Source organism: Reyranella sp. (assembly GCF_004296935.1).
GTDB lineage: Bacteria > Pseudomonadota > Alphaproteobacteria > Reyranellales > Reyranellaceae > Reyranella.
The window spans coordinates 44,541-55,509 of sequence record NZ_SCVH01000163.1; the positions used below are offsets into that span (position 1 = coordinate 44,541).

The 10,969-nt window shown below is 66.6% G+C and carries 10 protein-coding genes and 3 tRNA genes; 7 read left to right on the forward strand and 6 right to left on the reverse strand.

Features of this window, described 5'->3' with window-relative positions; all coding sequences use genetic code 11:
* On the reverse strand, positions 1–1,023 hold the full coding sequence (locus EPO55_RS24090) for an NAD-dependent epimerase/dehydratase family protein (RefSeq protein ID WP_296339995.1): 1,023 nt from the start codon (positions 1,021–1,023) through the stop codon (positions 1–3).
* Positions 1,024–1,244: 221 nt separating this feature from the next.
* Between EPO55_RS24090 and EPO55_RS24095 the strand changes: the two genes are divergently transcribed.
* Genes EPO55_RS24095 through EPO55_RS24110 form a run of 4 tightly spaced genes read left to right on the forward strand, consistent with a single transcriptional unit; the run spans position 1,245 to position 6,611 of the window.
* Positions 1,245–2,138 (forward strand): glycosyltransferase family 2 protein, encoded by an 894-nt coding sequence (locus EPO55_RS24095; RefSeq protein ID WP_296339996.1) that lies wholly within the window; start codon positions 1,245–1,247, stop codon positions 2,136–2,138.
* Complete coding sequence (locus EPO55_RS24100; protein ID WP_296339997.1) at positions 2,135–3,889, forward strand: carbamoyltransferase C-terminal domain-containing protein; 1,755 nt, start codon at positions 2,135–2,137, stop codon at positions 3,887–3,889. The genes EPO55_RS24095 and EPO55_RS24100 overlap by 4 nt, the downstream gene beginning before the upstream one ends.
* Positions 3,886–4,353: a (2Fe-2S)-binding protein gene (locus EPO55_RS24105; RefSeq protein WP_296339998.1), complete on the forward strand. Its 468-nt coding sequence runs from the start codon at positions 3,886–3,888 to the stop codon at positions 4,351–4,353. Before EPO55_RS24100 ends, EPO55_RS24105 begins: the two co-directional genes overlap by 4 nt.
* On the forward strand, positions 4,350–6,611 hold the full coding sequence (locus EPO55_RS24110) for a molybdopterin cofactor-binding domain-containing protein (RefSeq protein ID WP_296339999.1): 2,262 nt from the start codon (positions 4,350–4,352) through the stop codon (positions 6,609–6,611). Before EPO55_RS24105 ends, EPO55_RS24110 begins: the two co-directional genes overlap by 4 nt.
* Positions 6,612–6,748: 137 nt before the next feature.
* On the opposite strand, the gene EPO55_RS24115 is transcribed toward EPO55_RS24110, so the two are convergent.
* The 5 genes from EPO55_RS24115 to rlmB all read right to left on the reverse strand — a co-directional run bounded on the left by EPO55_RS24115 (position 6,749) and on the right by rlmB (position 10,433).
* Positions 6,749–7,228, reverse strand: a complete 480-nt coding sequence (locus tag EPO55_RS24115) for a hypothetical protein (protein ID WP_296340001.1) — start codon at positions 7,226–7,228, stop codon at positions 6,749–6,751.
* Positions 7,229–7,366: 138 nt separating this feature from the next.
* A complete protein-coding gene (gene galE / locus EPO55_RS24120; protein ID WP_296340003.1) occupies positions 7,367–8,350 on the reverse strand; it encodes a UDP-glucose 4-epimerase GalE in 984 nt (327 codons plus the stop codon).
* A gap of 16 nt (positions 8,351–8,366) precedes the next feature.
* Positions 8,367–8,441: transfer RNA gene (locus EPO55_RS24125), tRNA-Thr, on the reverse strand.
* Positions 8,442–8,577: 136 nt separating this feature from the next.
* The gene (locus EPO55_RS24130) at positions 8,578–9,558 is read right to left on the reverse strand and encodes an alpha/beta fold hydrolase (protein ID WP_296340005.1); all 981 of its coding nucleotides are present in this window, start codon (positions 9,556–9,558) and stop codon (positions 8,578–8,580) included.
* A gap of 98 nt (positions 9,559–9,656) precedes the next feature.
* Positions 9,657–10,433 (reverse strand): 23S rRNA (guanosine(2251)-2'-O)-methyltransferase RlmB, encoded by a 777-nt coding sequence (gene rlmB / locus EPO55_RS24135; RefSeq protein WP_296340006.1) that lies wholly within the window; start codon positions 10,431–10,433, stop codon positions 9,657–9,659.
* A 162-nt stretch (positions 10,434–10,595) separates the two neighbouring features.
* On the opposite strand from rlmB, the gene EPO55_RS24140 reads away from it, so the two are divergent.
* The 3 genes from EPO55_RS24140 to EPO55_RS24150 all read left to right on the forward strand — a co-directional run.
* Positions 10,596–10,682 (forward strand) — tRNA-Tyr (locus EPO55_RS24140).
* A 37-nt stretch (positions 10,683–10,719) separates the two neighbouring features.
* Positions 10,720–10,793: transfer RNA gene (locus tag EPO55_RS24145), tRNA-Gly, on the forward strand.
* Positions 10,794–10,850: 57 nt separating this feature from the next.
* Positions 10,851–10,969, forward strand: a 119-nt coding sequence (locus EPO55_RS24150; protein ID WP_296340008.1) for a GTP-binding protein, incomplete at its 3' end; no start/stop codon positions are given.

Here is a 10,969-nt window from a genome sequence, read left to right on the forward strand (position 1 = left end):
TTACTGGGCGGCGACGGCGCGCGGCAGCGCGTTGACGACCGAGGCCTTGCCCGAGGTCATCTCGTCGTAGATCCACTTGTAGGTCTTCTCCATGCCGTCCTCGAGACGGATGGACGGAGCCCAGTTCATCAGCTTCTTGATCAACGTGTTGTCGCTGTTGCGGCCGCGCACGCCCTTGGGGGCGTCGAGCTTGTAGCTGCGCTTCAGCTTGATGCCGGCGATCTTCTCGACCATGTCGACCAGAGTGTTGATGCTGACCAATTCGTCGCTGCCGATATTCAGCGGCTCGATGATATCGCTCTCTGCGAGCTTGATCGTGCCCTGGGTGCAGTCGTCGATATACATGAAAGAGCGGGTCTGCTCGCCGTCACCCCAGATCTCGATCTCGTGCTTGCCCGACAGCTTGGCGGCGATGACTTTGCGGCACATCGCGGCCGGAGCCTTCTCGCGGCCGCCGTCGTAGGTACCTTCCGGGCCGTAGACGTTGTGATAGCGCGCGACGCGGGTGGCGATGCCGTAGTCCTCACGATAGTGGCGCGCCATGCGCTCGCTGAAGAGCTTCTCCCAGCCGTAGCCGTCTTCCGGCAGGGCAGGGTAGGCGTCTTCTTCCTTGAGCGCCGTCACGTTGGCGTCAGTCTGCTTGTCGCCGTTGTAGACGCAGGCCGACGACGCATAGAAGAAGCGCTCGGTGCCGGCTTCCTTGGCGGCGACCAGCATGTGGGTGCTGACCAGCACCGACAGCATGCACTCGGCCTTGTGGGTTTCGATGAAGCCCATGCCGCCCATGTCGGCGGCGAGGTTGTAGATCATCTTGGCGCCCTTTGCGGCGGCGCGGCAGGGCTCGAGCAGCGACAGGTCGCCGACCTGATTCTCGACACCCGGGGTCTTCTGGTACCACTCGTTGAGCGGCTTGATGTCGACCCCCCGGATCTTGGTGTGGCCTCGCTGCTGGAGGACGCGGACCAGATGGCCGCCGATGAAACCACCGGCACCGGTGACGACCACGAGATCATTCTTGGACATGAAAGAGCCTTTCAATCGACGCGAGGGGCCGTTTTAGCGGACTTTTCAAAGGCTTGCGAGACGGGTTGCTCGTTCCCTGGTCCCGCGCCTTCGGCGGCTCGACCCTATAGCCGCCGTCCCCGGGTTCGGGGCTGGGCTGGGAGGGGCACGCAAGGCAGCGTTTGCTCGCCTGACGCTTCGGCGTCAAGCCACTGCTGAGTTGCAGTTGTTGTGCGGATACGATGCCGACCATCCGAGATCAGCCTCCTGATAGCGATGGTTTCCCGGAAAAAATTGATTTATACCAAACACATAGCTGCTTCCCTTATCGTTTTTGCGCCGTGCTGGCCGACATCACCCCCGTCATCCTGACCTACAACGAAGCGGCGAACATTGGCCGGTCGCTGGAGCGGCTGGCCTGGGCCCGCGACGTCGTGGTCGTCGACAGCGGCTCGACCGACGAGACGCTGGCGATTGTTGCCCGGTTCTCCAATGTCCGGACTGTCCACCGGCCATTCGATACCCATGCCCAGCAGTGGCGGTTCGCCGTTGGTGAGACCGGGGTGGCAACGGATTGGGTCCTGCGGCTGGATGCCGACTACATGATGGAGCCGGCGTTGCGCGACGAGATCGCGGCCCTCGCTCCTGCGGCCGATCTGGCGGCCTATGAAATCGCCTTCTCCTATTGCATCGATGGCCGTCCGCTGCGGGCCTCGCTCTATCCGCCGCTGCCGGTTCTGTTCCGGCGGGGGCGGGCGCGCTTCGAGCAGGATGGCCATACCGAAAAACTGCGCATCGACGGCCCGGTCGGGCGTCTGAACAATCGTCTGCTGCATGACGATCGCAAGAGTCTCGAACGCTGGCTGCAGTCGCAGGTCCGCTACCAGGCTTCCGAAGCCGAGAAGCTCACGATGCGATCCTGGTCGGAGCTTGGCTGGGCCGATCGACTCCGTTGCACGCGCGTGCTCGGTCCGCCCGCGGTAGCGCTGCATTGCCTGCTGCTCAAGGGGCTGGTGTTCGACGGCAAGGCGGGGCTTCTCTACACGGCCCAGCGCGTCGCCGCCGACCTGATCCTGTCCATGCACCTGCTGCGTCTCGATCTCGAGCGTGCCGGAATCGGAAAATCTTCCGGATGACGTACATTCTCGGGCTGAATGCCTTTCACGCCGACGCCGCGGCCTGCCTGGTGAAGGACGGCGAGCTGATCGCTGCCGCCGAAGAGGAGCGCTTCCGGCGGATAAAGCACTGGGGCGGTTTTCCCAGCGAGTCGATCCGCTATTGCCTGGCCGAGGCCGGCATCTCGCTGGGCGATGTCGGCCACGTCGCGGTCAACAGCGACAATCGCGCGAACCGCTGGCGCAAGCTTGCCTATGCGCTGACGTCGGGCGTCAGCCCGGGATATGTGCTCAGTCGTTTGCGTCAGCGTAGCGAGCGCGCCGACATCGCCGGCAATCTCGCGCGGGATCTGCCGGAGCAGGAATTCCGCGGAACCGTGCATGCCGTCGAGCATCACCTCTGTCATCTCGCGTCGGCGTTCCTGGTGTCGCCGTACGACAAGGCGGTCGCGGTATCGGTCGACGGATTCGGGGACTTTTCCTCGGCCGCCTGGGGACTCGGCCAGGGCGGTACCCTTCAGGTCGATGGACGCGTTTTCTTTCCGCACTCGCTGGGCGTTTTCTACGAGGCGATGACGCAGTTCATCGGCTTCCCGCACTACGGCGACGAATACAAGGTGATGGGACTCGCCCCTTATGGTGAGCCGCGCTTCGTCGAGCAGATGAAGCAGATCGTCCGGCTCAGGGACGACGGCAGCTTCGCCCTCGATCTGCGTTACTTCCGACACGCTTCAGGCGAGGGCGCCAACTACTCGGTGAAGGAAGGCATCCCGTCGGGCGGACGGCTGTGGAGCGACGCGCTGACGGGCCTGCTCGGGCCGGCGCGCGATCCCGCGGCTCCGCTGGAGGATCGTCACCGCGACATCGCGCGATCGGCGCAGGTGACCTACGAGAACGCCTTCTTCCATCTGCTGGGCGCGCTCCATCGGCGCTACGATACCGATGCCGTCGTCCTGGCGGGCGGGTGCGCCTACAACTCCGTCGCCAACGGCAAGGTTCTCGAGCGTTCGCCGTTCAGGAAGCTCTATGTCCAGTCGGCGGGCGGCGACGCCGGTGGCGCGATCGGTGCGGCGTTCGCCACCTGGCACAAGCTGGCCGGCCCGGCGGTGAAACGCCACTTCGTGATGGACCACGCCTACTGGGGCCCGTCGGCGACGCCGGACCAGATCGCTTCGGCAATCGCGGCGCGCCGGGCGGATTTCGACGCGGCGGGCTGTACCATCGAGCGTGTCGGCGACGAGGCGGCGCTGTGCCGGCGCACGGCGCAGGTGATCGCCGACGGCAAGGTGATCGGCTGGTTCCAGGGTCGGCTGGAGTGGGGACCTCGCGCGCTCGGCAACCGCTCCATCCTGGGCGACCCGCGCCGCGCCGACATGAAGGACATCCTCAATCTCAAGATCAAGCGCCGCGAATCCTTCCGGCCGTTCGCACCCTCGATCCTGCGCGACGCCGTGCCCGCCTGGTTCGAGACCGACGGCGACGTACCGTTCATGATGCAGGTCTTCCGGATCCGCGCCGAGCAGCGAGCGCAAATTCCAGCCGTCACCCATGTCGACGGCACCGGCCGTCTCCAGACCGTCACCTGGGCCGGCAATCCGCGCTATGCCCGCCTGATACAGTCCTTCGGCGATCTCACCGGCGTTCCCATCGTGCTCAACACCAGCTTCAACGAAAACGAGCCGGTCGTCTGCAAGCCCGAGGAGGCGATCGACTGTTTCCTGCGGACCAAGATGGACGTTCTCGTCCTGGGTGATACCTTTATCGAACGATGATCCCGCTCACCGTGAACGGTCAGGCGCGTCAGGTCGACGCCGAGCCTGATAAGCCGCTGCTCTGGGTCCTGCGCGAGGACCTGAATGTCGTCGGGCCGAAATTCGGCTGCGGCATTGCCGTTTGTGGCGCCTGCACGGTCCATGTCGAGGGCCAGCCGGTGCGGTCCTGCTCGATCGCCGTGGGCGATGTCGCCGGCAAGTCGGTGATCACCATCGAGGGCCTCGCCGGGGGCGAGAGCACGCTGCACGCCGTGCAGCGCGCCTGGATCGAGAACCAGGTGCCGCAATGCGGTTACTGCCAGCCCGGCTTCATCATGGCCGCGGCGGCGCTGCTCAAGGGCAAACCCAGGCCCAGCGACCAGGATATCGACGATGCCCTGAACAATATCTGCCGTTGCGGTACCTACAGCGCCATCCGGCGCGCCGTGCATCGCGCGGCGGCAATCCTGGGCGGGGCACTGTGAAGTTCACCCGGCGCAAGGCGATCATCGGCGGCATCGTCGGCGGTGGGTTCCTGGGCGTCGGTTTCTGGTTTGCCCGCGAACGCGACCGTCTGGGCAACCGCACGCTGTTCAACCTCAAGCCCGGCGAGGCCGGTCTCAACGGCTGGGTGAAGATCTCGCGCGACAATTCGGTGGTCGTGGCGGTGCCGCGGGCGGAGATGGGCCAAGGCATCCAGACCGCGCTCGCCATGCTCGTGGCTGAAGAGATGGACGCGCGTTGGGACCAGGTGCGGGTCGAGGATCCGCCCGAGGATGCCGTCTATCGCAATGTCGACATCCTGGTCGATGGGCTGCCGTTCTCGCCGGAGGAAGCGGGCACCGTGGTCGATGTCGCGCACTGGATGGCGGGCAAGCTGGGGGGCGTACTGGGCGTGAACGCGACCGGCGGGTCGACGTCGACGCGCGATGCCTGGGTGCCGATGCGGACGGCAGGCGCCGTGGCGCGCGACCTGCTGCTGCGGGCGGCCAGTCGCAAGGCGTCGATCCCCATCGCTGACCTGGTCGCCGTCGACGGCGAAATCCGCCGGCGGGACGGTGCCAAGGTGGTGACGTTCGGCGAACTGGTCGATTCGATCGGCGATCTCGCGGTCAGGCCGCCGCCGCCCCTGAAGGAGCCGTCCGAGTTCAAGCTGATCGGCACTTCGCCGCCGCGAACCGATGTGCCGGCGAAGGTGACGGGCACCGCGACGTTCGGCGTCGACGTTCGCCTGCCTCATCTGCTCTACGCCGCGGTGCGCAATGCGCCCTCCTTCGGCGGTGCGGCGAACGGCTTCAAGCTGAAGCAGGGGGCCCTGCCCGAGGGCGTCGAGAAGGTCGTCATCGTGCCGGGCGGCATTGCCGCCATCGGCAAGAGCTGGTGGCGCGCCAACAAATTCCTCGACGAGGAGGTCGAGGTCCAATGGCAGGACGGGCCGGAGCCCAAGCTCGACAGCGCCACCCTGTGGAAGCGCTACGAGCAGCTGCTCGAGACCGGCGAGCCGGCCCTGACGCGCACCTTCGGCAGCGAGAGCAGGCCGGACAAGGTTCAGACCCTCACGGCGACCTACCGCGCGCCCTACCTCGCGCATACGCCGATGGAGCCGATGAACTGCACGGCCCATGTCAGGGAGCATGAGATCGGCAGGCAGGGCGTCGAAGTCTGGATGCCGAACCAGTCGTCCACCCTGATGCGGCTCGTGGCCGCCAGGACGGCGGGCGTGTCGCAGTCGGACGTGACCGTGCACACGACCTTCCTCGGCGGCGGCTTCGGTCGTCGCGCCGAGGTGGATCTGGTGCGCCAGGCCGTCACCTGTGCGCTCGCGATGCCGGATCGGCCGATCCAGGTGCTGTGGTCGCGCGAGGAAGACATTCGCCATGATGTCTATCGCCCGATGGCACTGGCGCGCTGGCGGGCCGATCTCGATGTCGGCGGATCGACACCGAAACTGACGGGCGTCGCCAAGCGCCAGGTCGCGCAGTCGCCGACCGACCAGTTTCCGGCGCGCGTGATTGGCCTCCCCGCCCAGGGCAAGCCCGAGGGCAACGCGGTCGAGAATCCGCCCTATGCCTTCGCCTCCTACCGGCTCGACGCGATCGTCGCCGACGGATCGGTACCGGTCGGCTTCTGGCGCTCGGTCGGCCATTCGCACACCGCCTTCTTCGACGAGAGCTTCATCGACGAACTTGCGCATGCGCTGGCCAAGGATCCGCTGGCGCTCCGTCGCGAACTGCTGGCCGGTAAGCCACGCTACCTCAAGGTGCTGGACACGGTGGCGCGAGAAGCCGGCTGGGGAACGCCGCTGCCGGCCGGGTCGGGCCGTGGCATGGCGCTCCGGGCCTCGTTTGGCTCGATTGTGGCGCAAGTCGCCGAGGTGGCCGTGACCGACGGCAAGACCCTGCAGGTTAAACGCGTCACCTGCGCCATCGACTGCGGCCCCGTCGTCAATCCCGCAACCGTGCGGGCACAGATGGAGAGCGGCATCATCTATGGCCTGTCGGCTGCCCTCTACGGCGAGATCACCCTGGCCGGCGGCGCGGTCGAACAGGGCAACTTCCCGGATTACGATGCGGTGCGCCTGGCCGATGCGCCGGTGATGGCGGTCCACCTCGTCGACAGCGGTTCGTCCGCGATCGGCGGCATCGGCGAGCCCGGCACGCCGCCGATTGCCCCGGCCGTCGCCAACGCGATCTTCGCGGCGACGGGAAAGCGCCTGCGCAGCCTGCCGCTGCGTTTGAGCTGAAGCCGGCCCCGGGGGGACCGTTTTCTGGCACAGCTCGTTGTGCCACGGCCTGTCCCGCTGCCTGTGCCGAAAACCGCCGCCAAGTCCCTGAGCGGACGGGCGAATCGCCCCCCGACCGGCTGTGCCACCGAGGCCGTCTACCCGGCATCGTCGGATTTCTCCCTGCTGCGTGCGGCCTGGGCGCGAAGCTCGGCCTCATAGACGGCGATCCGCTTGTCCGCCGCGTCGAGCCGGCGCGTCATCTCGGCGTCGCGCTCGCGCTTGGCGCGCAGTTCGGCGGCGCGCGGCCCGTAGGTCTCTGCCTGCAACGCCTGCAGCAACCTCCACAGCACGCCGTTGTCCGGCACCGGTTCGTGCCCGACGATCCGGCCGTCGTGCCACACCGGCACGTCGTCGCCGACCGTGGCGCGGTGCATGGCCTCGTCGTGCAGGCGCCCGACGCCGCGCTCGCGGGCGGCCTCCCAGCGGTTCCGGAAATCGGCATCGGCTTCGCGCCAGTTGTAGACGGTGCGCCGTGCGAGGCCCGCGGCCCGGCAGGCGGCGGAGACGGAACAGGTGCGCGCGAACTCGCGCAGGAAGCGGCCCTGCGGCCGCCAGCAGCGTTTGATCCGGGTCATTTGAAGGTCCTGCTTGGGCAAAGAAAAACGCCCGCCGGGAGATCCGGCGGGCGTTTGGCGGGGCGGGCGTAGTAACCCACCGTGACGAAAATACTGGCAGAAACCTGCTGAACTTGCAAGTTCTCCTGTCAGCCTGCCTTATCGCGGCATCTTGCGCCGCCAGCGCAGCGTGTCCTCGATCTGCGTGGCGAGGTCGTGCGTCGGTTGCCAGCCTAGTCCGAGGCGGGCCTTGGTGATGTCGCCCACCAGCTTGGGCGAGTCGCCGGGACGGCGCGGCCCGATACCGTGCGGCACGGCGACGCCGGCGATGCGCGCCGTCTCGGCGATGACCTGCCGCACGCTGTAGCCGGTACCGGAGCCGAGGTTGAATATTTCGTGGATGCCGCCCTTGGGCGCCGCCGCCAGCCAGTCGATGGCCTTGAGATGGGCCTGGGCAAGGTCGCTCACGTGGACAAAGTCACGGACGCAGGACCCGTCGGGTGTTGGATAGTCCGTGCCCAGGAGCGTGAGGGCAGGGCCCAGTCCCAGGGCCGCATCGGCGGCGAGCGGCAGCAGGTGGGTTTCGGGATCGTGCGCCTCGCCGATCTCGCCGCCGGCATCGGCGCCCGTGGCGTTGAAGTAGCGCAGCGACGCCGCGCGCAGTCCGCGTCCGGCGGCCACGGTCAGCGCCTGTTCGACGCGGGCCTTGGATTCGGCATAGGGGCTGATTGGCGCGAGGCGATGCGTCTCGGCCAGCAGGTCGGTCTGGGGGATGCCGTAGACCGCGCAGGTGCTGGAAAAGACGAAGGCTTCGACGCCGTGGCGAAGGACTGCGTCGATCAGCGTGCCGGTCTTGCTCGTGTTGTTGGTGAGGTATCGCTCGGGCTGCCTGACCGATTCGCCGACCTCGATGTAGCCGGCGAGGTGGATGATGGCGGCCGGCCGGTGGCGGGCAAAGACCTCATCGAGGCGGGTGGCGTCACCGATGTCGCCGCGTTCCAGCGGCCCCCATTTCACCGCCCAGGCATGACCCTTCTCGAGCGTGTCGTAGCAGACCGGAACGGCACCGGCGTCGGCCAGCGCCTTGCAGACGTGGCTGCCGATGTAGCCGGCGCCGCCCGCGACGAGAACGGCGCGGCTCATGACGCGGCTCTGGAAATGGTGCCGGGTGAGGGATTTGAACCCCCGACCTTCGGTTTACAAAACCGCTGCACTACCACTGTGCTAACCCGGCATTTTCAATTGTTTCAACCACTTGGGCCTTGGATCGGCGCAACGTTACGGCAAATGCCGCCAAGTCCCGCCGACCATGTGTCCGCGAGGGGTTTCTAGCGTCTACCGGCGCCATGCGTCCACCCGCAGCGCCGCCGCTAGTCTGACCGTTTGATGCCCCAGAGTTCGGCGAGGTCCGGCCGCGAATATCTCGCGTCGGCGCCCGAAGGCAGGGGAGCATACTTGTTGTTTATCCAGGCAACGATGTCGTTGGCCACGATCGGCCCTTCATTGTCCCGCAGCAGCATGTGATAGCCATCGCGGTAGAATGCGAGATGCGAGTCGGCGCGTTTCGGCATGACCTCGATGGCCGATCGCACCGGCCCCTGGGGCACAAGGCGATCGCCCAGCCCGTACAACATGAGGTAGGGCTTGTGGATGTGTGGGGCTGCTGCTTTGGCCGCGTCCATCGCCTCGACCAGCCCATAGCCAAGATCGACCCGCGCATTGCGCAGAACCATGGGGTCCTTGCGCATTTTCTCCATCGTTCGCGGGTTGTCGGTCGGCTGGAAGTCGATCGAAGTCGGCCCGGAGGGCAGCCACGGCACGGTATGGGCGAAGAAGGCGAGGCCACCGCTCAAAAACGGGCCCAGCGTGTCGCGCGAGCGCAGCGCCGCGGCGACCAGGATCAGCCCATCGACATCGATGTCGCGATCGGCGGCGGCAAGGACGAGGGCACCGCCCATGCTTTCGCCGGCGAGATAGAGCGGCACGTCGGGGTGACGCGCGCGCACCAGGTGGGCGACCGCCCTGATGTCATCGACCATGGTCGGAGTCCCCGCCCAGCGGCCCCGCGTCGGGCTGGCACCGAAGCCACGCTGGTCATAGGCATAGGTGGTGATCCCTTCGAGCGCCCAAATCTCGGCCGGTTCCTCCCAGGCGTTGCGATAGTCACCGAATCCGTGGATGGCGAGGATCACGGCCTTCGGCAATTTTTCCGCACCTTTGACCGCGGGCCAAACGGTGAGCGGCAGGATGGTGCCATCGGCGGCAACGTAGCGGCCATCCTCGAGCCTCGGCGGACGAATGCTCTTGCCTGCCGGCATGACGGTCGGGGCACAGCTTGCGAGAACGGCCACGCCCAGCACCGCAATGAGTCCCGCTATCATTCCGCGGCGGTTGTCAGTGATGGGAATCCGCTCCTCGATCCTCGGGAAGAATCATTTCGAAATGCAGGTCAATTGCCCTTGCGCCGCCGCGCCCACTCGTAGGTGGCGACTGCGGCGGCATTGGAGACGTTGAGGGCAGCCAGTGCGGCCTTCGTCGGAATGGTCGCCAGCCGGTCGCACTTTTCGTTCGTCAGGCGGCGCAGGCCTTCGCCTTCGGCGCCGAGCACGATGCAGGCCCGGCCGCCGAGATCGAGGTCGCCGATCGAAACGTCGCCGCGCTCGTCGAGACCGTAGAGCCAGAAGCCCGCTTCCTTCAGCTGGTCGAGCACGCGCGCGAGATTGACCGCGCGCAGCAAAGGCACGACCTCGAGCGCCCCGGAGGCGGCCTTGGCCAGGACTCCGGTATCGGCCGGCGCGTTTCTTTCGGTGACGACGACACCGGCAACGCCGAAGGCCGCGGCCGACCGCAGGATGGCGCCGACATTGTGCGGGTCGGTGACCTGGTCGAGGGCCAGGACGAGGGCGTTGTCGCCGCAGCGCGCCAGGAGATCCTCGAGCGCTGGCTCTTCCAGGGGGGCAACGAGGACCGCGATTCCCTGATGGACGGCGCCCGCCGGCAGGCGCTGGGAAAGGTCGTCGCGCGACATCACGGTGGCCTTCTGGGTGGCGCCGGCGGCGGCAAAAGCGGCGGCATGGCGCTCGGCGGCCTCCTTGGTGACCAGCAGGCGCTCGACCTTGCGGTCCGGATTGGCCAGTGCGGCGAGCACCGGGTGATGGCCATAGAGCCAGACCGACTGATGGCCGCCGCGGGACGGCCTGTGGGGGCGAGGGGGACGGGGGCGCATGGCGAAGGCTTGTATTGTGCGACGTCGTTGGCGGCAAATCCCCCACCCAATCCATCCCCTCGGGGGATTTGGGCCTTGACGTAACCCATTGGATTTGCGAGCAACGCGCGCCCGTTTCGGCGGGTCGAACAGGCTAAATCTCGCGCTGCGCGCCGCAGGTTCGGAGGGGTGGCCGAGCGGTCAATGGCAGCAGACTGTAAATCTGCCGACTTCGCGTCTACGAAGGTTCGAATCCTTCCCCCTCCACCAGCGGATCTTAGCGCGAGATTGGCTCTGTTTGGCGATTGCGGGTGTAGCTCAATGGTAGAGCAGAAGCCTTCCAAGCTTACGACGAGGGTTCGATTCCCTTCACCCGCTCCAGGATTTGGCTACGTTGGTCGGTCTAGAAGCTGAAAGCATCACGAGGGTCGTTGCATCATGACGAAGGCGAAGTTTGAGCGGAACAAGCCGCACTGCAACATCGGGACGATCGGTCACGTCGATCACGGCAAGACGTCGTTGACGGCAGCGATCACGAAGATCCTTGCGAAGACGGG

Bases quoted from the DNA above. Each gene is read 5' to 3' on its own strand.
- EPO55_RS24100 (WP_296339997.1), top strand. From the start codon at position 2,135: ATGACGTACATTCTCGGGCTGAATGCCTTTCACGCCGACGCCGCGGCC.
- rlmB (WP_296340006.1), bottom strand. From the start codon at position 10,433: ATGCGCCCCCGTCCCCCTCGCCCCCACAGGCCGTCCCGCGGCGGCCAT.
- EPO55_RS24090 (WP_296339995.1), bottom strand. From the start codon at position 1,023: ATGTCCAAGAATGATCTCGTGGTCGTCACCGGTGCCGGTGGTTTCATC.
- EPO55_RS24115 (WP_296340001.1), bottom strand. From the start codon at position 7,228: ATGACCCGGATCAAACGCTGCTGGCGGCCGCAGGGCCGCTTCCTGCGC.
- galE (WP_296340003.1), bottom strand. From the start codon at position 8,350: ATGAGCCGCGCCGTTCTCGTCGCGGGCGGCGCCGGCTACATCGGCAGC.
- EPO55_RS24105 (WP_296339998.1), top strand. From the start codon at position 3,886: ATGATCCCGCTCACCGTGAACGGTCAGGCGCGTCAGGTCGACGCCGAG.
- EPO55_RS24095 (WP_296339996.1), top strand. From the start codon at position 1,245: ATGCCGACCATCCGAGATCAGCCTCCTGATAGCGATGGTTTCCCGGAA.